The organism is Marinobacter sp. MBR-105 (assembly GCF_053628895.1).
Genome location: NZ_JBRJHG010000001.1, coordinates 586,528 through 606,322, shown reverse-complemented (window position 1 = coordinate 606,322; position 19,795 = coordinate 586,528). Strand labels below are relative to the sequence as shown.

20 protein-coding genes are annotated in these 19,795 nt (G+C 53.4%); 15 read left to right on the top strand and 5 right to left on the bottom strand.

Annotated features, from left to right (window positions below):
- On the bottom strand, positions 1 to 680 hold a 680-nt coding region (locus tag ACSSVV_RS02925), incomplete at its 3' end, for an IS1380 family transposase (protein WP_454105533.1).
- A 585-nt stretch (positions 681 to 1,265) separates the two neighbouring features.
- Here ACSSVV_RS02925 and ACSSVV_RS02920 point away from each other — a divergent pair.
- The 4 genes from ACSSVV_RS02920 to ACSSVV_RS02905 all read left to right on the top strand — a co-directional run bounded on the left by ACSSVV_RS02920 (position 1,266) and on the right by ACSSVV_RS02905 (position 5,005).
- Positions 1,266 to 2,651: an InlB B-repeat-containing protein gene (locus ACSSVV_RS02920; protein ID WP_454105532.1), complete on the top strand. Its 1,386-nt coding sequence runs from the start codon at positions 1,266 to 1,268 to the stop codon at positions 2,649 to 2,651.
- Between the two features lie 133 nt (positions 2,652 to 2,784).
- The gene (locus ACSSVV_RS02915; protein ID WP_454105531.1) at positions 2,785 to 3,114 is read left to right on the top strand and encodes a hypothetical protein; all 330 of its coding nucleotides are present in this window, start codon (positions 2,785 to 2,787) and stop codon (positions 3,112 to 3,114) included.
- Between the two features lie 14 nt (positions 3,115 to 3,128).
- Complete coding sequence (locus ACSSVV_RS02910) at positions 3,129 to 3,896, top strand: hypothetical protein (RefSeq protein ID WP_454105530.1); 768 nt, start codon at positions 3,129 to 3,131, stop codon at positions 3,894 to 3,896.
- Positions 3,896 to 5,005, top strand: coding sequence for an ADP-ribosylglycohydrolase family protein (locus ACSSVV_RS02905; protein WP_454105529.1), 1,110 nt, complete (start codon positions 3,896 to 3,898; stop codon positions 5,003 to 5,005). Before ACSSVV_RS02910 ends, ACSSVV_RS02905 begins: the two co-directional genes overlap by 1 nt.
- A 16-nt stretch (positions 5,006 to 5,021) precedes the next feature.
- Here ACSSVV_RS02905 and ACSSVV_RS02900 read toward each other — a convergent pair whose 3' ends face one another.
- On the bottom strand, positions 5,022 to 5,156 hold the full coding sequence (locus ACSSVV_RS02900) for a hypothetical protein (RefSeq protein ID WP_454105528.1): 135 nt from the start codon (positions 5,154 to 5,156) through the stop codon (positions 5,022 to 5,024).
- A 33-nt stretch (positions 5,157 to 5,189) separates the two neighbouring features.
- Positions 5,190 to 5,813: a hypothetical protein gene (locus ACSSVV_RS02895; protein ID WP_454105527.1), complete on the bottom strand. Its 624-nt coding sequence runs from the start codon at positions 5,811 to 5,813 to the stop codon at positions 5,190 to 5,192.
- A 349-nt stretch (positions 5,814 to 6,162) separates the two neighbouring features.
- On the opposite strand from ACSSVV_RS02895, the gene ACSSVV_RS02890 reads away from it, so the two are divergent.
- From ACSSVV_RS02890 to ACSSVV_RS02850, 9 genes are all read left to right on the top strand, one after another.
- Positions 6,163 to 6,402 (top strand): hypothetical protein, encoded by a 240-nt coding sequence (locus tag ACSSVV_RS02890; RefSeq protein ID WP_454105526.1) that lies wholly within the window; start codon positions 6,163 to 6,165, stop codon positions 6,400 to 6,402.
- Entirely contained in the window at positions 6,402 to 6,779 is a 378-nt protein-coding gene (locus ACSSVV_RS02885) for an antitoxin Xre-like helix-turn-helix domain-containing protein (protein WP_454105525.1), read from the top strand. The genes ACSSVV_RS02890 and ACSSVV_RS02885 overlap by 1 nt, the downstream gene beginning before the upstream one ends.
- Before the next feature lie 10 nt (positions 6,780 to 6,789).
- The gene (locus tag ACSSVV_RS02880) at positions 6,790 to 7,212 is read left to right on the top strand and encodes a hypothetical protein (protein WP_454105524.1); all 423 of its coding nucleotides are present in this window, start codon (positions 6,790 to 6,792) and stop codon (positions 7,210 to 7,212) included.
- Positions 7,213 to 7,343: 131 nt separating this feature from the next.
- Positions 7,344 to 8,045: a metallophosphoesterase gene (locus ACSSVV_RS02875; RefSeq protein ID WP_454105523.1), complete on the top strand. Its 702-nt coding sequence runs from the start codon at positions 7,344 to 7,346 to the stop codon at positions 8,043 to 8,045.
- A complete protein-coding gene (locus ACSSVV_RS02870; protein WP_454105522.1) occupies positions 8,038 to 8,295 on the top strand; it encodes a hypothetical protein in 258 nt (85 codons plus the stop codon). The genes ACSSVV_RS02875 and ACSSVV_RS02870 overlap by 8 nt, the downstream gene beginning before the upstream one ends.
- Positions 8,292 to 8,924, top strand: coding sequence for a metallophosphatase domain-containing protein (locus tag ACSSVV_RS02865; RefSeq protein WP_454105521.1), 633 nt, complete (start codon positions 8,292 to 8,294; stop codon positions 8,922 to 8,924). Before ACSSVV_RS02870 ends, ACSSVV_RS02865 begins: the two co-directional genes overlap by 4 nt.
- 28 nt (positions 8,925 to 8,952) lie before the next feature.
- On the top strand, positions 8,953 to 9,192 hold the full coding sequence (locus ACSSVV_RS02860; RefSeq protein ID WP_454105520.1) for a hypothetical protein: 240 nt from the start codon (positions 8,953 to 8,955) through the stop codon (positions 9,190 to 9,192).
- Between the two features lie 4 nt (positions 9,193 to 9,196).
- Complete coding sequence (locus tag ACSSVV_RS02855; protein ID WP_454105519.1) at positions 9,197 to 9,511, top strand: antitoxin Xre/MbcA/ParS toxin-binding domain-containing protein; 315 nt, start codon at positions 9,197 to 9,199, stop codon at positions 9,509 to 9,511.
- A 920-nt stretch (positions 9,512 to 10,431) separates the two neighbouring features.
- Positions 10,432 to 11,295, top strand: coding sequence for a hypothetical protein (locus tag ACSSVV_RS02850; protein ID WP_454105518.1), 864 nt, complete (start codon positions 10,432 to 10,434; stop codon positions 11,293 to 11,295).
- On the opposite strand, the gene ACSSVV_RS02845 is transcribed toward ACSSVV_RS02850, so the two are convergent.
- Entirely contained in the window at positions 11,283 to 16,751 is a 5,469-nt protein-coding gene (locus tag ACSSVV_RS02845; RefSeq protein WP_454105517.1) for a hypothetical protein, read from the bottom strand. The genes ACSSVV_RS02850 and ACSSVV_RS02845 overlap by 13 nt on opposite strands.
- Before the next feature lie 263 nt (positions 16,752 to 17,014).
- On the opposite strand from ACSSVV_RS02845, the gene sstT reads away from it, so the two are divergent.
- Together sstT and ACSSVV_RS02835 are read left to right on the top strand one after the other, a co-directional pair.
- On the top strand, positions 17,015 to 18,241 hold the full coding sequence (gene sstT / locus ACSSVV_RS02840) for a serine/threonine transporter SstT (protein WP_206851399.1): 1,227 nt from the start codon (positions 17,015 to 17,017) through the stop codon (positions 18,239 to 18,241).
- Positions 18,238 to 18,747 carry a shikimate kinase gene (locus ACSSVV_RS02835; RefSeq protein ID WP_454105516.1) on the top strand — a complete coding sequence of 170 codons (510 nt, stop codon included), beginning with the start codon at positions 18,238 to 18,240 and terminating at the stop codon, positions 18,745 to 18,747. Before sstT ends, ACSSVV_RS02835 begins: the two co-directional genes overlap by 4 nt.
- Before the next feature lie 13 nt (positions 18,748 to 18,760).
- Here ACSSVV_RS02835 and ACSSVV_RS02830 read toward each other — a convergent pair whose 3' ends face one another.
- Entirely contained in the window at positions 18,761 to 19,765 is a 1,005-nt protein-coding gene (locus ACSSVV_RS02830) for a hypothetical protein (protein ID WP_454105515.1), read from the bottom strand.
- Positions 19,766 to 19,795 lie beyond the last annotated feature (30 nt).

The window sequence follows — 19,795 nt, the reverse complement described above, 5'->3', positions numbered from 1 at the left end:
TCGCGCAGGAAATCGCGATTGGCACGGGCATCGTGTGCGCTGTCCAGGCGCAACAAAATGGGCTTATCCGTCAGTGATCGAGCCCGGGGTAACACCCGTTTGAGGGTATCGAGAAATCCCTTGTTGGCGTGCTGGCTGCCAGGGCGCAGCTCGCAACCCAGGCACCAGCCTTCCTGCCCAAGGTAGGCGGCCATCGGCGCATAGCCGTCATAACCCTTGTAGGTGTAGCTGACACCCTCTTTGCGGGTCTGGCTGTTGTCCATGGGAAAGACATCCATATCCAGCGCAACGTGGCCCATCGCCAGAGGTGACACCGGAGCTTCGACGGACTGAAGAAACTCGACGCTGGCATCGTCCAGCAGGGGTGTCAGGCCTTGAGCGTCTTCATCAAATCGCTGGCGCAACCGGGCCGACGATGGCGATTGCTTGATGCCCAGGGCAGACTTGAAAAATGGGTCCGTTCGAACCGGCTCGACCGCCTCGAAGTCACTCTTGCCCAGCGTGATCAGGCCAAGATAGGTCCGGATCAGTTCAATGTTCGGAATACCGTGCCGCTTGGCAATGGTGCGGGCGGTTTTGGTGAGCGATGTATGCTGGTTCAGGCAATGGCCCACCAGGGCCAGCCCGCCATTGGGTGTATAGACTTCGGTCCGGGATTGCTGGAGAGTAAAGGTACGCATGAGCCGAAAGCACTGACTGGGTGAATGGGTGTCAGATGCTATTATATCGCTCTAAGCCTTGTTATTGCAGGCTTTGGGCGTGAGTTCAGCTCGTTGAAGTCACGGATTCAGGGTATTGATAGGTTGCACCGGAGCCTGAGCGGTAATTGTGCTGAGTGCCTTGCTGATCACTGCTTGTACTTGGCGAACCTACATTGGTGCCAAGGCACTGCCCGTTAACGACTGGGCCAACGCATCGAGCGTGGGCAGGACCTGCAACAGACCATACGAGGGCCAGGGTCGCTATTGTAAGAATTCCATTTTTCATCAAATGCTCCATTGTGTGTGTATCTTGCTAAAGATGCTGATACTAATGAATTAGTGTAGCAAAGTTATGCAGGTTAGTGAGTCCTAGGTCGGAAGGTTGTGTCGGTTTTTTTTACAGGTCTAATGTTGAGAGGCTTTACGGGACTGTTATTTATGGTTTTTGGGGTTGGCCCGGGTTTTGCTTCCGGGCTTGGGGTGTGACGATTGCACACTAAACCGTAACCCCTGGGACGGTCTTCACAGTGAGATCGTATTGATAGCCAAGATAATGGAACTTCTATGCAGACATCGGCCAGATCAACCAAAAATAACCAGCACTCCTCAGGAGTTTTTTCCATTCGCTCCCTTAACTTACTGATTATTGGTTGTCTAATATCGTTAATCTCGGCATGCGGTGGAGGTGGCGGATCAGGGGATTCCGAGGGATCGAATTCTCCGGCGGTAGAAGCGACGTATGAGGTAGTTGTATTTGCTAACCCTTTTAATGCCGGGACGTTGACTGGCGGGGGCACTTACAGGGAGGGAGAAGTTGCTGCGATTACCGCGACACCTGCAGCGGGTTATGAGTTTGTAAGCTGGACAGATAGCAACGGCATTTTGGTTTCAGAACAGCCGGATTTCGAGATAATTGTCAGCCAAGGCAACAGGCTGACTGCGAACTACCAGCTCATCCCAACGATAACCGAGGTTGGTATGCCTTCTGACGGCATTGTGATTGGGTTTGAGGCCGTACGCATAGTTTCTGGAAGGATTTATGCCATTACAAAGGAGGCGACTGTTGGTGACGGACACGCGGGCCTATGGTTGTCAAATGATGATGGTATGAACTGGACGCAGGTTCTGACTGGTGAAGTAGCTTTTGTGAGCATCGCCTCCGGGGATCCGTATCTTGTTATGGCCGGTGGGGAGGATGTTTATCATCTGTCTACCGATGGTGGTGTTAACTGGTCTACCGGTGTTATCAGGGATCCGGTATTCGGCAATCCTATGTCATTCAGTGATGGCGCTGCATTCAATGCCAGTGAGGGTATTTTTCTGGCTACCTCCAGTGTGATGGGGCCCGGGCTTTATAGGTCGATCGACCAAGGTGGCAACTGGGATCGTGTGCTCTCAGAGATCTCGGCTGGGAGCGCTACGGATGCGTTGCTTGGCCATGTTCGGGTTTCACCGGAAGACCCCGCAGTGATCTATGCCTCGGCCCCTTTTGAAAACAATCTCTGGAAGTCTCTGGATCAAGGTTCTTCTTTTTTCTCGGTCAAAACTGGACTGTCTAATTCTGACTTTTTGTTCTCAGCGGGGTTGGCCCTGGATCCGGAGTCAGCTGACCGGCTATTTGTCCGCGATAACATCACCGTTAACGGTGGAGCAAACTGGTCCCAGGTAAGCAATCTTATGCCAACCAATAGTTTCTGGCTCGATGGTGATCTTATCCGCTTTAATGATTATGGTTTTGAGGGCTATGCGGAGATTTCAAGAGATTACGGCAGCACTTGGCGTAAGGTGATGATACTTGTGCAGACCGGAGGGGCAAGGTTCAGTGGGGTGAGCGGTGTATACCCAACTGACGAAGCCGTGTATGTCGAGCAAGGAACCGGATCGTCAGTATCTGATCGCATATTCAAAATTGATTTGGAAACGCTGAAAAAGCGCAGTGCGGAATCGTAATGTGATTCCAGGGCCATCACTCCAAGCAGGCTATTGGAATAAAGCGACATTTTTTGTCGGAAGGCTGATGTAGCGTCTAACTTCACTACTACTGCGAAGCTGACGCTTCTGTACTGTTTGATGAGGATTAGCCATGCCCAATTACGATGGAGATTTTGAACAAACCCGCCTCTCGATGATGGCTGAGCAGCATCGAGACATCGTTGGCTCAAAAGGTGAAGTAGTCTTTTGTGCAGATGATGAAAACCGGTTGAGCGGCACGTCATGGACCCTGGAGGATGAGATTTTCGATCAGATCTCAGGCTCTGGTTTCAAAATTCAGCTCATGGAGTTGCTCGATAGCTTCCTAGTTTACCGTGCCGAATGTGACCAATGCCCGCGTAATGAGGGCATCGTTCGGCTTGGCAACGGCGGAATGACTATTGAGTGGTTGCCAGATGGATCGACCCACCTCTCCAGCTAACGGGACGCTGAGCATTGAAAGAACTGATTAGTTACTATGAAAGAATACTCGCAGGAGTGAAGTCTGAGCATTTTGATCTGACACAAGACAAATACTCGGGTGTGTTTCTGCCGGTCCCTTTTGAGGAATATTGGGGAAGCCAGCCGAAGGTGATGCTGGTCGGGCGTGAAACGGCAGGCTGGAACACCAAAAACGGTAAAAACACCATTCGACGCGTAATCAAGGCTAATGAGCGTGGGGCTACGAAGGAGATCGTTACTGAGGCCGTGGAGCGATACTTTGATCATCTCGAACTCAGTGCCAGCAGTCGTGTTGTTACCAAGACGAGCAGCCGTTTCAAGCAATATTATTTCCGGTTGGCAAGAGAGCTGGATCTGGATCCCAAAGCTCTGGTGTACGCCAATCTCTTTGCCTGGGATTACGACGGTCGGTCACCGATAGACCGATCGGACGGTGAGCTTTCAGAGGTGGTCAGGCTCTCAAATCAGTTGCTTGCGGCGCAGATCAAACAGCTCAAACCGCACTTCATCATTTTTGCTGCCGGATACGATCAGATTGATCCGATCATTCGAAGCCTATTCAATGATCATTTCGACGGTTATGAAAACGTTGATCCGGTGATACCCAGGAAACTTTGGGAGTTCCACGGCGGCGGCAGTGTTTGTTTTCGCATTGCTCATCCGCGGGCCACGCATGGGCATGGTGAATACAGAGAGGAAGTTATAGCGAGAGTTAAACGCTACCTTGAGAATGCCTTACCAACGCAGGATGCCGCAAGATAATGGATCAATCGCAAAGGTCACCTCTTATCGACTCTGACGCCAGCCTGAGTGATCACTACACTGCTAGCCTCCTGGGCGGCGCCATAGGCGATGCCCTGGGTTCTGCTGTGGAATTCATGTCTCACGCCCAAATTCTGGATCGCTTCGGCCCGGGTGGCATTACAGACTATGCCGAAGCCTACGGTGGTAAAGGCAAGATTACCGACGACACGCAAATGACTCTGTTTACCGCAGAGGGTTTGCTGCGAGGGCAAATGCGGGGCGTAAGTAAAGGCATTGCAGGGTTCGACCACACGGTTGCCAATGCTTATCTACGCTGGCTGGCGACGCAGGGTTATGAGTGCCGAACGGTAACTGTAGAGAAAGACGGCTGGTTGTTTCAGCAGCCAGAGCTACACAGCCAGCGTGCCCCCGGCATGACGTGCCTGAGTGCACTGCGGGATTACCCAGGATTTCCGGAAATTGCCGGCAATGACAGCAAAGGTTGTGGCGGTGTGATGCGGGTGGCTCCGGTGGGGCTATTCTGGCGCTCTTTCAACGGCAGCTTTGGGTTAGAGAGGGTATTCGAAGATGGCTGCATGTGCGCGGGCCTGACCCACGGCCATCCGAGCGGTTATCTGACCGGTGGTGTGCTGGCAATTGTGATCTTTGAGCTATTGAACGAAAAAACTCTGCTGGATGCACTGGCTACCGCCAAGACATTCCTGGTGGCAGAGCGCGGTCATGAGGAGACATTGGCGGCCCTGGACAAGGCTGTCGAGCTCAGCCATTCCGACAAGCCACATCACACAGCTATCTGTGAACTGGGCGAAGGCTGGGTCGCAGAGGAAGCGCTGGCGATTTCTGTTTATTGCGCCCTGGTGGCGAAGAACTTCGAGCAGGGCATTGTGCTGGCGGTGAATCACGATGGGGATTCAGACTCTACCGGCGCCATTACCGGAAACGTTCTTGGGGCCATGCACGGCACCAATGTGATTCCGCAGCGGTGGCTGGAGCCGCTGGAGCTTCGGGGAGTTATAGAGGCTGTCGCTTCAGATTTGTGGACGTGCCAGGAGTGGCATTCTTATATGGAGGGCGATGGGCTTTGGGAGCGGTATCCTGGATACTAAAGCGCTGAGTCCCCCGTCAGCCCCTGAAGCCTTTAAACCTCCGGGTTGCCCAAGCTTCCAGAGCATCAGCATTCCAATACCCAACAACACCAATGGCCAGTAACGACAAGACAAAGCTTCCATAACCGATGAGGGCTGCTGTCATATTCATGGTGCCTCCGCATTATCTAGTGCTGGGTGTTCATCATATCTGCCCGGAGATATCTCTGGCGAGTATCTCAACTTCCGAGGGATCATGGCCTGAGGCGAGCCAATCCCTTGGGCTTAGGCAACGGTTGCCGAGCAGCAGATCGCCGTTTTCGGTCGTCATAAACCGGTTAAGGGTAAGCAGGTTAACACCCGGGCCAAGGTTCTGCAAAATGATCTGAAGGTGGGGGAGAGTGGTTTCCTCTATAAACTGCCAGCGAGGAAATAACAACACTCCGCTGGGAGACTTAAACGTGTAAAGCCCCGGGGGTGTCCTCGCAAGAAGGCCGCGAACCGCTTCTTTTGACTCGGAAAGACGTTGGGTTACCTCGTCCAGCGTAAGCGCTTGCTGAATGATGTCTCGCACCTCATTCTGGAGCAGCTGGATCTGGCGGCGGGTTATTTCTTGGCTGGTAAGGCCGTCAGTGTCTGTGAACCTCGCTCCGCCGGCTTTGAGAATGTCCCTTTCTTTTGGCGATAGGGGCTGGCACTTCTGACGAGTTTCGTTATTGGGCTGTGAGCTCGAAATGCTGTTCTGGATGTTTTGAGACAGCATGTAGGCCAGATAGTCTTGACTCACCTCGGTGGCAAGCTGATTACGAATTTCGTCGTCTGATTGCACGTCTCAAACCTTCCATTCGGATCAACAACACAAAGCCGGCGCTAAATTGGTAACCGGGGGGGCTCCGAACTCTGCACTGCATTGGTGCGAGTTCCCTTATGAAATTCTGGAGTCAGATAATATCGTAGTCTGGATTTTACGATAATTTACTCAATCACGGTTTATCACGCCGACCACCGCAATCTTCATTAACATTTTTACCAATTGTTTCCACTCACCATCAAGAGGCAACGGCATAAACTAACGTCAGGTTGTTGCGTAATTGCACTTTGACCCTGACTCGACCACGTGATCAAAGCGGGTTATGGTTTCTTGAACTGCCCCGCTAGTGACCATGGAGTACGTTACCATGACGATAAAACGCCCAACCGAAAAAGAGCTCCTAGAAGGCCTCAATCCCCAAACCGCCCATGCCGATGAGTTGGCAGAGCCGTTGCCTCAGGAGCTTACACCTCTGGAACGCCTCAAAGGTTCGGTTAAGCGCTATGATCGGCCGACCGACCCGGTTTGGGACGAGTATTTCGACTCTGAAGGCGTCGGTGACGACTTTATGGAAGATCGAGAGCAGCCCAAGAACGGACGAACATAATGACCCTCGATGACGAAAAAGCCATAGGGCATGTGGCTCTCAAAGGATTCTTTGGTATCTGCCGTGAGTGGGGCTGCACAGAGGAAGAAATGATGCAGATGCTTGGCGGTGTGTCCCAGAGCACGCTGACCAAGTATCAGGCGTTGCCTCACTTAAATCTCTCTCGGGATACCATGGAGCGGATCAGCTACATTCTGGGTATCTACAAATCCTTGAGAATCATGTACCCGACGGCTGAACGTGCTAATCGCCGAATTCGCCTGGAAACCAGTGAAGCTCCTTTTTCCGGGACGTCCGCCCTGGAATTTATGGCGCAAGGCTCCCTGAAGCATCTTATGGAAACTCGACGCTACTTTGATGCAAAGCGGGCAGGGTAGAACGATAACAATGCCGACTCCATACATTACCGGCCTGACGGCACTCTGTACTCTTCACCCGGGGCGCTTAAAACCTTTCTGGCACAACATGGGGGCACCCGATGTCTGGGCTATCGCCGGTCATAACCACCCGGATACCTCTTTGTTGTTCGGAGAACGAGAGATTGTAGATATATCGGAGTTTCTGGCGCTGTCAGGGCTACCGGTGACATTGTCTAGGTGCGCCAGCTACGAACGCGCCGTGTTTGACCTGCTTTACCATCACATTGAACAGAACAATCGGATAGTGCCCAACGTCCAGCCTACCGATATCAATGATGTGGTGGACTTTGACCGCATCATCGCCTGGGTTTGGGAGTGGGAGCGGTCTGGCCAGTTAAAACGTGGGGAAGCCATGCGGAACTGGTTGAGGGCAGAGCCCTGGAGTAGCTGAACTGTTCCAGTACTTTCTCCCTGAGATTTCCGGGCTCGTATCAACGCTGGTGTTTTTTGATCGGCATTGCTAGCCTATAACCATATGTTGTTGTTGGTAAAAGGCAATCTGCCTACATGTGGTATTTGTTGATGAGCATGCGACTGACCCCGCACCGCTTTTTTGCCGCCAATCCGACGGGAGTGGATTGGGTCTGTGGTGACCTTCACGGCGAGTTTAAGGCTCTGCAGGCCGCGTTGTCGGATGCTGGTTTCAACAAAGTGGTTGATCGCCTGTTTCTGCTGGGAGACACCATTGATCGCGGACCCGATTCGCGGGCACTTCTGGAGTGGGTGCTGACAACGGACTGGGTACACAGCGTGATGGGCAACCATGAGTTAATGTTTATCGCTGGCGCTGAAGATAGCCGAAGCCGATACAAGCATTGGGGAATGGGCGGTGACTGGGCCGCGACCCTGGACGAGGTTTCCTATAAGAGCCTGGCAACCCGCTGTCGTTACCAGATGCCACTCACCATCACGTTGGAATGCGAGAACGGCCAACTCGGGTTGGTGCATGCCCAAAGCCCATTCGACGACTGGTGCACCGTTCAGGACAGCCCCTTCTCAGAGCGCTTTGCCATTGAATGCACCTGGCCCTGGAACCGGGCGCAGGGGACGGATCACTCTATTTCGGGCATCTCGGCCGTGGTGTCAGGCCATATTGGGACCGACGAGATGGTTCAGAAGGGCAATCAGCTCTGGATTGATACTCTGGCAAAAACCGGTCGGGTGCCGTTGATGCCGGCGCACCACGTATTAGACCTGGTGGCAATGGTGCCGCGAAATGACTAACGGCAAACTGCTGATCGTAGATCTCGAGGCTACTTGCTGGGAATCCCGGTTAAGCCCGGAGGGCGTGCCGCAAAGCGTCCACAATATGGAAATTATTGAGTTCGGTTGCGCTGTGGCCTATCACAACCTGACCCTTGAGGGGCACCACCACCGCGGTGTGGACGATGCGCGCAACATGGTCCGATTACTTCCTTATATGGATTGGCGCCTGGAGCCAGAACTGTTAACGCCACAGGAGTGGACAGAATGAAGCTGGTCTGTATCTCAGACACCCACAGCATGCACCGTCGTATTCCGGAGATTCCCGATGGCGACGTGCTTGTTCATGCGGGCGATAGTCTGGGACAGGGCACACTGGAGAACATCGAAGAGCTCAATGACTGGCTCGGAACGCTGCCGCATCGCCATAAGATTGTGATTGCAGGCAACCACGACTGGGCCTTCCAGGAAACGCCGGAATTGGCACAGCAGGCATTGACGAATGCTATTTACCTGGAAGACAGTGGGATCGAGATCGAGGGCGTGCGGTTCTGGGGCTCACCTTGGACACCCACCTTTATGGATTGGGCGTTTATGCTGGATCGTGGTGAGCCTCTGCACCGTAAATGGCAACTTATTCCGGACAACGTTGATGTGCTGGTCACCCACGGACCACCGAAAGGCATTGGCGACGAGGCAAACCTCGGATTCAAATGCCAGAATGTCGGATGCGTTGATTTGCTTCACCGAATCCAGCAACTCTCACTCAAAGCGCACATCTTTGGCCATATTCACGAGGGCTACGGGGAATACAGGCGAGGAAGCACGAGACTGATCAATGCCAGCACCTGTACCGCTCGCTACGAACCCAGCAACGAGCCTGTCGTTGTGGAGATATGACAAGGTCATATTTGACCAAGGAGTTTGAATGACAGCGGAAGAACTGATTGAACATCTGAAGTTACTGCCGCCGGAAACGCCTGTCCTGGTTGAGGGTTACGAAACGGGGTTCGACGATATTGTCGAGCTCATCTCAGAACAGGTTGTCCGGTACCGACATGCTCAGGAGTGGGATGGTGAATACCAACCACTCGACAGGTTCTCCAGCCAAGAGACTGGGGCGATGCAAGCCACGGTGATACGCGGCCGAAAAGGAAATAGAAGGTAAGACGATGACAGAGCGCAAACGCTACAGCTTGAGTGATCTGATGGCCCAGTGTGACCTGAGTGCCCCAATGCCAGAGGCATTTCGAGAATGGGATCAGATGGTGCCAGTTGGTATGGAGCAGGAAATCACGCAGAAAGCGGCGGATGTTATTCTCCAGGCGATACGGGTTTTTGAATCCCCGGAGCTTGCATTCAAGTGGCTACAGAGCCCTGTTCCGGTGCTCGATGGTGAGAAACCTTTCGAGCTGCTGGGTACTGATGAGGGCTGTTCCTCAGTAGCTTCTGTGATCCAGAAAATTGCGTGGGGAGACTTCAGTTGATGCATGCTGTCGCCGGTCGCCATATTGCTATTGGATCCTCTCTGGCCGTCAAGGAAACCGTCTTTACCTGCCAGTGTGCTTCCTGACCACTCAATCAAGCCATCAACTGCAACTGCGGAAGATTGCCGTCCGTATTGATCGATTTTCTTACTGACTCTCAGAACGCCGAGGTGTCCGGCACATGATCGGCTTGAAAGTCACTTCAAGACTCGTTTTGGTGGTGTCAGTTTGAATCGGAGGACTCGGATAATTCGTGGATTTCCCGCCAGAGCCTGGCATGTGACCTGAGCACCAAACCGCCAATCAGTGCGGTCGGCGCGGCTAGGATCACCGAGAAGATCAAAAGCCATACGAAAAAGTTGTCCCACATGTTTGGCCTACTGTTCATTTCGGGGATTTGAGTTCAGGAATTCTATCATGGGGTCCGTCAAGAGCATTGCCCCGATGCAGTCTATTCTGCTGCTCCAATTGACCGGCGTCCACTCTCATCGTAGATGCGAAATTTGAGTGAGTAAGTCAATAAAACCTGCCTGATTTTCCGTCCGCTTGCTGAAAGGCGCGCAAAAAACACACCTTTTCGACGACCCCTCGCCTTTTTTCTCTGAAAAAATATGAATGCGTGATGCCCATGGTTTGCCTTGGCACGTCATGGGTGTCGCCTAAATGACCCGACATTGCCATTGTTTAGAGCTGCTCGCCCAATTCGAGCCTGGAGCGTGATAAAAGAATGGTTGAGTGGTAATCGACCGAGCTGGTGCAGGTAGGCAATAACCTCACCCGCAAAACCATGCGGCAGGCAACAAAAGTCCGGCTAACCGGACAAGATGCGGTGAGAACTTAGTCACGGAACAATGGCGGCGATATCGTTTGGGTCACTAGCGAAAAAACACAGATGGGAAAGCATGGGGAAACAAAATCTTATGGGTATTGATGAAGGCTCCGTTTCGTTCGACGGTACAATCGTCGTCTTACATCCAGCAAGCGCACCGCACGTCGTTAATTCCGGCGGAGTTCTTGAGTTTGAGGAAGAGTCCTCAATAGTCCTGCCTGCCCAGAAGCAGCTCAAGGACGCCGTGGTGTCAGCTCTTAACGATTTTCGGGATATGAGGAAAGTGACTTCGATTTTTGTCGAGTGGCGTCTTAGGATTGAACCAACGCACGATGTAGAATTTCCGGCAACCTACGTTGTGAGGCTCGTAGGGCCTGGGGCTACGGCTTCGGAGGTGGATGTATTCAGGGCTGCCGCTCGATGGGTATTTAGCGATTTGATCCCACAGAGGATATTGGGCGAACCGGAGGATGAGCCAATTCTTTCCGAAAAGGAGAAAGAGTTTCTTGGAACCCTTAGCCGAGGGATAGCAGCAAAATTTGCGAGCCGCTCGATCAAGCAAGGCGTCATGGTGAGGTTTGGCTTTGAAGATCTCAGTGGTGCAACGGTACAGGGTGTCATGCCGGCTTTGACGGTCGAGCAAAAAGCTCTTGGCACTGTGCGGGCAACTGGCAGGCCGTTAGGGTTCGACGAGCAAAAAAGTACGGTGACTCTGTGGGTGACACCTAGCTCCAGCGATGATGACACCCCGGAACTCGAGGGAAGAACTGAGATTTTGTGCCATGATCTGGAGTTCCTTCGTGTCTTCGCCAGAGCCTATGCGAATCGCAGTCTGGTGAAGTTTCAAGCGGTGAGCCAGCAAGATGCCAGAAAGCAAAAAACGGTATTGACTCTTCTTGAATTAGCTGAAGTGGCGGTGGACCCTGCGGAGAGCTTCGACCTTCAGTTAGGGTAGGTGGGTAACGGTTTCAGTGGTGCGGGTTTCGGGCAGTAGGCCGATGCAATGGCGATGAAGAGTAATACCAACTCCAGGCGATCATGGATTTGGGTAATCATAGGGCTGGTGAGTACTAATCCCGCGTAAGAGCGGGCCCTGGTGTAGCTTTTATCGTAATCCTCGTTGAAGGTGTCCAGTTGCAGCGAGGCGGCTGCCGGTACAAATTCACCTGCCAGAACCACTCTTTGAGCTCGGGGAGCATAATCCGGTTTGCTCTTTATGACGACTTTGTAGGAATTCTCGGGGATTTTGAAAGTGTCCACCAGAAGCCGCATTAGGTGAGCATCTTCGACCTCGTTCATCAGCAAGTGGCCATTTCTACCAACGAGATTTGATGCCTGGGCGAGAGATGGCAGTGGTCGGTCAGTGTCCAGTTCCTCACAGTTGTGCAGCTCGTCGCACATCTGCAGCAGTCTGGGCCAAACGGCAGCCGGGCGCGATTTCAGTAAATACTTCGGCAGTTTGGTGCCATACACGAATGTCTTCTTCATTTGTTCCGGATCATAGACTTTGAACCGCAGCCCCGCATTTATCCGGTCAACCAGAATTTCCACATCGGCAAGTTCTCCTGGTGGCAGGCGAAGCAACGGTTCGATTCCGCGAGCCGCGTACCCAAGCGCCATCAGCCTAAGAGCTTCCATCACTACAAGGGGCGTGAGTCTGGTTCGCGATGCAAAAATGGTGGGAGCCGCACTCTCCACTTCACTGTCGGATTTAACAGGCAAACGATCAATCTGGAGGGCCTTTGAAATAGTGCCGGCGTAGTGGGTGGTTACCGGAGTGAGCCTGTCTGCCCACTCTGTCATCATACGGTTATAGGAGCGAAATTGCGTTCGAGGCGAGTGGTGCCCGAGCGCCCGGGCGATCGCCATAGAGCCGCGTCTTGACGGCAGCCCGTGGTTGCCGAGCAGTATCTTTCGGAGGCTCTCCCTATCGACCGATTCAGTTAGTTTTTTAGCAAGCGGTGTGTCTATCTCAAACAAGGCACTGCTCAGCACATTACAAAATCCGTGACGGGCCTGGTGCAGGCTCATGCGGGAGTTTCCCGTCACCAATTTAAGCGTCCGGGCAATATCCGATGGAATGGAACCCGCAAATGGCGTGAGATTTCCTTCTATGTCGGCAAGAATCGGCTTATTGTCGGCGTTACCCAGCCTGGTCGTATATCGTGTCAGGATTGATGTAATCAATGACCGCTCGACAGCACTCAGCTGAAATACCAGCGGTACGGCCCGCCGACTATGGACGCTGCTTTTCAAGCCGCGTATGGAGTTGCTTTGAACCAATACCCAAGTCAGCCCAGCGGATTCGCACCAGTCCGATCGGAGTAAGCCGATAGCCTCCTGGGCCCTGAGCCCGAAGCGGAAACCTAACAGAAGTACAAAGGCGGCTTGCATACCCCGTTCGATCTCCTCGGTGTCAGGATGCAGGAGCAGTTGGAGGGCCTGGAGGTACTCGCTTTCTGAAAAGAGCCTGGGGCGAACCGAGCGTCGGGCACTGCCGAGATCAAGTTCGTCCCAGTCGGGAGAGGATACTCCGCGCTCACTCGCCCAGTCGAAGAACTCAATAAGGCGTGCCGAAAAATACGCCAGGTCTTTCAGTTTGTCAGCGCAGTGAGACAGCATTTTGGCGCAAAGCTCAGTGACGTCCTCCTCGGCCATCAACAGCAAATCCGCCTTGTAGGCGAAACCACGAAATGGGCCAGACAGTTCACCTAAGTATCGTTTGACAGACCCCGCCGCGTAGGCTTTGTGGGCATGGTTAGCTCGGCCTTTACCTTTTTGGATTCGGTGTGCGACCCAGTAGCCAAGTAGCAAAATGGCACTGCTGACAGCGTGAGCGTGGGCCCGGCAGTGCTGTTCGACCTGTTTGGCGATCTCTCGTGACTTGGCTTTCGTGTATCGGTTCAGAATGTCCTGAAGCCCTCCAAGAAAAGCTTTCGCCGAGTCGTAAAAAGGTTCGGGATAAGTACCAGAGGCTGATGCTGGAATCGGGGGTAAATTTTCAGTTTCTGGTAGGCTCTGCTCTGGAGCGGACTCCGGTGGCTGATATCGCTGACCTTCTGTCAGACGAAAATAATCGTACAAGCACAGGCTGGTAGGAGGGTTTCTATTGCTGAGAGCGCCTGCCACCATCCCCGGCAGGTCAATCAGATTGGCCTGCTCAATTAACCGGCTCAGTTCTTTTAAAAGGGTGCCCACCGACTGATCTTTTCGTTTATTGTCATCAAGATCTCTGGTTGCTGCCAGTATGTTGGCCAGTGATTGTAACGACTTCGGACAGCGCGCTGTGTCGAGATCCTTGCTGTCTTTGATTCCGAGCCCTTTCGCTAACAGTCGTCCGGTGGTGTGGTCGATCTGATGCCGTTGAACCGGTTGATTGTAATCACTGGGCTCCAGGAATTCGGAGTACTCCAGGTACACGCGTTGCTTGTGTTGTATTACCCGGAAGTTTTGCCCTTGAACCAGATCTTCCAGTAGTCTGAGATAGGATATGCGCTTTTCAATCGCAACGAATGCAGTGGCCAGCGCCAGACTATCGGACTTCGAAAGTCGAGCTTGCCGGATGGCCTGCTTCGTGTCCCGCGCCCATTGTGCAAGGTTCGGCATGGTTTGAAGTGCTCTGGAGCAAGTGTCCCGGACCAGTGAGCGTTCGGTGCCTAGCCTCAATGTTCTATGTCGTATGAATTGTCTTGTATGGGGGCGGTGTTCCTCCAGCCATTGGACCAACACTTCCATCCGAACAGCCGCCTGAGGGTGGGGCATCCCGTTTTCGCGGGAGATCATTCTTTTTGCCAGACGATCAATTTGGCTTTGATTGAGTTCGCACTCATCGCTGACTGGGCTGGCATCTAGTGCCAAGTCCAGCTCCTTCCGGGCTGCAGAACGCGCCAGATCACGGGCTTTGAGCCGTTCCGAGTGTCGCCGTGCCTGACCAAAGCATTCAGGCTCCCGGTAAGTATCAGCGGGTTGTTTGGCTTCGAAGGCTGTGATGCCGAAGTTGGTCTTGGGCAGTCGCACTATAAAGCCTAGCCGGTCAAAGCAGTCGTCCAGGGCTTCCTTATACCGTTCACGGTCCTCTCGCCAACACCTTGCTGAATGATCACTGTAGGAGGTTGTTCCCCGCTCCCCATGGCCCATCCAGCCGTCTATGACTTCGGGGTGAACGTTCATTCGAGCTAACTGCTGGGCAAACCTGTGCCGGAACAGGTTCTTCGGAAGAGGCCACGAGAAGAGTTCCGCCCCTGGGACGGCTAAATCGTTTAATGGATGCCAGGCACCATTGCTATCGAGCAGGAAGAACAGGGGCAGGGTGTCGGAGTTTCCTTCCAGAACCTGCTGGATGCGATGTGAAAGGTCGTTGTATTGATCTGGAAGGCTCGCCCTGAACCGACGAAGGTGCTCAAGATAGTCCGCCAATAGCCTGTTTGCGCCACCTGCAAGCGGAACCATTCGTCCGCAGTGAAGGCCGTCGTCGGATTTATCGTTGATAAAGACGGCCGGGGGGTGATCACAGAAGTGGGCGATCGACTCGAAAGGCTCTGACAGGTTACGGCAACCGGTTGCGGCGTTCAGTGCCGCGACAGTGTATTGGACGAGATGGTTGTGGAAAGTGATGGGGTCGCCTTGCGAGCTTTCCAGCAGTGTTTGGGTGGCTTCCCGAATGCCATCGACCAAAATGGATTCGAGTGGCGCAAGGAGACTCCCGAGGAGATTGATCCGCTCATCGCCTAATGCGGGGTTTTGCAACGGAAGCCCAAATCCGTTTTGGACCTGAGCGATGCTCCAGTTGGCGTATCCACAAGCTGCTGGTAACGCCGCTCGAGGGTGGGCCGAAAGTAAGCGCGCCAATGAATGATCGCCCGACTGATCGAAAACACTTTGGGACTGTGCGTTAGCGAGTTTGGCGCTGGTGAGTCTCGGGAAATGCCGTTTTGCGTGTTGCCTGAACCAGGTCGTTAGGGCGTGTGGGCTGGCCCGTGCCCATAGTTGCCGCAGAGTGGCGATGTCCGGGAAAACATGAGTAGCCTCTCGGAGAACGCTCTGTATCTGCTCTGGCAGCGTGACGCGGAGATTGTCTTGGAACGGTTCGATCAGAGGTTGGGCGTCGGCATCCGGAAGCCAAGAGCTGTGTCGCCTTGGTCGTTCCCGGTGGGCCGTTACTAGGTCTTGGGAAATGCTCCATTCATCACGTAAGTCATCCGTTATTTCAATTTCCTGTATGAACTCCAGGGAGCGTTCAAGATGAACGGCCAGCCAGACTAACGCGGCCCCCAGTTTGTCTTCAGGGCGGTCATCAGCCAGAGTGCAGTTAATCCACTGATCGAGTTGATGGGCCTCTGGGGGAAGTGGTTTTTCCCAGGACCAGGGAAGATAGTTTGACAGTTCTGCCGTCTGCATCAGTATGCTTCGACCCGAGAGTTTCTGCTGTTCTGGTGTTTCTTCCGGGTCGACGCCGAACAGCAGCAGTTGATGCAGGGCTTCTTCATCGGCAGAGTCTATTTCGCTGTCTGAATAGGCAAGAAGTTGAGGCCCGCCTGCCGAGCTGCTCAGATCCAATGCGCCCTCTGTTGCTTGGAGTAGGTTCGTAAAGGAAGTCTGAAAAACGGTCTCTGTTTTTTGAACTCTGGTGGGGTTGAGTTGGCCCTCTGCAACCCGTTGGATGGCCTTAAGAAGCAGCAGCTCTTTACGGGTTTCTGGCCCTGAGTATCTGGCGATTAACTGAGATGCAGCGTGTCGGATGGCTAGGTTGAATTGGGAGTAGGAGTAGTGGTCTGACGGGCAGGCTTTCAATGACACTTCAAGAATGGTGTCAATAAGTGCCCATTTGCTGTTCTCTCCGGGGAGGCAGAGTGTGCTGGCGACCTGCTGAATCTGGTTGTCATGTGGGCAGTTATGCTCAGCGGTTCTTTCCAGTGCCTGTACGATCAGCCATATTTTCAGAGTTCTTCGTAAACGGTCGAGCAGGTTGTTGTCGGAAGGGGGCTGAGGCTGGATAATTAGTTCGAGTAGAAAATGCTCGTTTTTCAGATCTGCTCCTGCCGACCTCAGAATAGTCTTCGTGTTGCCTCTCGATACACCCTGGTGAAGTCCGGAATAGTTATTGGCAACGTCTTTATCTTGGCTGAACGAGAGAAGAAACCTGTTTAGGTGACTTATGTAGGGATTGTCAGCCCACTGATTCAGAGTGGCTTTTGAGTCCGGGTTAGAGAGTTCGCGATACAGGTTTCCGACGATCGTGAAGTTTTCAGTGAAGCCAAAGGTGAGCGCTATGGCGTTGAAGATGTCGGAGACGTTGTTTTGTTCAGCCCAGGAACGGATGGCTTGAAGGTGAGGGCCTGGATGCCTTAAGGTCAAGTTATCGTTGTCTGATTGATCAGCCCCGTGCCATTTCTGCTTGTCGTTACTTGGCATTATGGTACTTAGTCTCCACTCTCCCTTTTACCCAAAATTCTAGATCACACATCAATTTAAGACAAATATCACTATTTCTGCCCAAAAAAAGTGGGTCTAAATCATCAGTCTCATAACCATCCAGCTCCCGCTACCAAAAAAGAAAAAAGGCAGGTCAGTTCCCTTCACTGATCTGCCTTTTTTGCTTTCCGGGCGGCAGATTATTCCCATGGCCATTATTGCCGGGTGATGCCCCTTTCTGACCAAGCAAAAGGAGCCCAAAGATGTCTTCCCGGCGACTTGGCGTTGTACGCCCCCTGCTGCAGATGGGGTTGATACCCCAGATTACCATCGGAATCATTGCCGGCGTTTTGCTGGCCGTGGTCTGGCCTGATACTGCCCAATCGGTTTCTCTGCTTGGCCAACTCTTTATATCCGCCCTGAAAGCGGTTGCGCCGATTCTGGTGTTTGCGCTGGTGACGGCAGCCATTGCCAATCACCAGCAGGGACAGCCAACCCACATTCGTGGGGTGTTGCTGCTCTATGTGATCGGTACGCTGGTGGCGGCGGTGGTAGCCGTGATCGCCAGCTTTGTCTTCCCCACGGAACTCACGCTGGAGCTTCCGGAAGTCAGCGGCAACCCGCCTGGCGGGGTCGTCGAGATCCTGCGCAATCTTCTGCTGAGCGCGGTGACGAATCCGGTCAGCGCCCTGATGGAGGGGAACTTCATTGCTATTCTGGCCTGGGCCGTTGGTCTGGGATTAATGCTGCGCCAGGGCCGTGACGCCACCCGGCAAGTGGTGAACGACCTGTCCGATGCAATTTCCGGCATTGTCCGGGCCGTTATCCGGTTTGCGCCCCTGGGAATCTTCGGGCTGGTTGCCAATACCCTGGCAGATGCCGGCATCGGCGCGCTGCTGGAATACGGCCGCCTTCTGGCGGTCATCGTTGGCTGTATGCTGTTTGTGGCTCTGGTGACCAATCCGTTGATTGTCTTCCTCCACACCCGCCAGAATCCTTACCCCCTGGTATTCGCCTGTTTAAGGGGCAGTGCCATCACCGCCTTTTTTACCCGCAGTTCCGCTGCCAATATCCCGGTTAACCTTAACCTGTGTGACCGGCTGGGGCTGGACCCGGATACTTACGCTATTTCCATCCCGCTTGGTGCCACTATCAATATGGCCGGTGCCGCCATCACCATCTCCGTGATTACCCTGGCGGCTGCGAATACCCTGGGTATTCCGGTGGATTTCCCGACCGCACTGCTGCTTTGTGTGGTTTCGTCTATTGCGGCCTGCGGGGTTTCCGGCGTGGCTGGGGGTTCACTGCTGCTTATTCCGCTGGCGACCAGTCTGTTTGGTATCTCCACGGAAGTGGCCATGCAGGTGGTTGCCATTGGTTTTGTCATCAGCGTGGTTCAGGATTCCACCGAAACCGCATTGAACTCATCAACCGATGTTCTGTTCACCGCGGCGGCCTGCCGTTCGGCAGAGGCTCGTGAAGCAGCATGACCATCGGGCGCAGAAATCTGGTGTTTATCGGCATGCCTGGCAGCGGCAAAAGCACCGTCGGGGTGCTGGTGGCGAAACGTCTGGGCCTGGGGTTTATCGATACCGATCTGCTGATACAGGAGCAGGCCGGGCGAACGCTGCAGGAGATCGTTGATCAGGACGGTTATCTGGCCCTTCGCCGGATTGAAGAGCAGGTACTGCTGGCACTTGAGGTTGAAGGTCAGGTCATCAGCACCGGTGGTAGTGCGGTGTACAGTGAGGCCGCGATGACACACCTGAGGCAGAAGGGGACCGTAGTGTTTCTCGATATTTCTCTGGATGAGGTACGCAGACGTATCGGCAATTTCAGTCTCCGCGGTATCTCCCGTCGGCCCGACCAGTCTCTGGAAGCGTTATTTGAAGAGCGTTTCGCCCTTTATACCCGCTACGCGGACCTGACCATCAAGGGCCAGGGGTTGAACCAGGAACAGGTCTGTCAGGCGGTCATCGATGGGTTGCCACAGTAACGAGCAATTCCTGTCAGGGCAGATTCTCGCGCCAGTGTTTGACCCGGACCTGGTCCTTGATGGCGTCGACCACCTCCAATATCAGGTTGATTAGCGCTTCGTTTTCGGCCTCTTCCTGTTGTTGGCCAGGTTCGGGCAGGAACACGTTGACGATATCTTCAATAAACGCATGGTTAGAAGTGGAGGCCAGGTCTTCGAGAATCTGGTGAATCACATTGGCGACAATATCGCCCACCGCATTCTCCAGCGTATCCTGGATGGTTGGCCCCACCACTGGCAGGTAATTCAACCGGGATAGCTCCAGATTCTGCTTCAAGGCCTGGTCTACCCGGTTTTCCAGGTAGGCCCTCAATGCGCCGCGATTTGGTACGTAACCCTCCTTGGCTGCCACTGCCACCCGTTCTGAAATCCAGTCTGACAGCATTTCCCGCCGCGGATAAAGAATATCCTGCTGGATACGCTCAAACAGAGGCGAGCCCCGCCGAACTTCTTCCTGAACACCGCTGAGTACTTTCAGGACAATCCGGTCAGAAAGCTCCTCCATGAAAGCTTCGTAGTAGAAATTAACGAACCGGAACAGCCGGGTGTTGGTGAAATCGATGATCTTGTACTGATGCAGCCGGTAGATAATAGAGATCACCCGAAGGATTCTCAGAAACCGGAGGCTGCCAACCGGAATGCAGCCCACCAGATCGTACCAGTGGATGAACGGATAGAAGTACCAGCGGTCATAGACTTTTGCCCTGATTGAATAACCCCAGCGCAGTACAAATTCGCTCAGGAAAATGGCCACGAAGATCAGGTCGTAGAAGATGAAGCGTTCATGAATGGGGTGGTAGGCAGATTGCAGTGCCGGCGCGTAGTCTTTTAGGAGATTCTGCACAGCCACAAAGTTGTAGATGAAATCCCAGATGATGAACGAAAGGTTGATGATCAACAGGCCAAGCATCAGAAAGTCGATCAGGAACCAGATCAACTGATGACTGGATTTCAGGTTTTCGCGGTTTACATGAAGCATCCGTAGGACCTGTCTATGGCTCTATAAGTG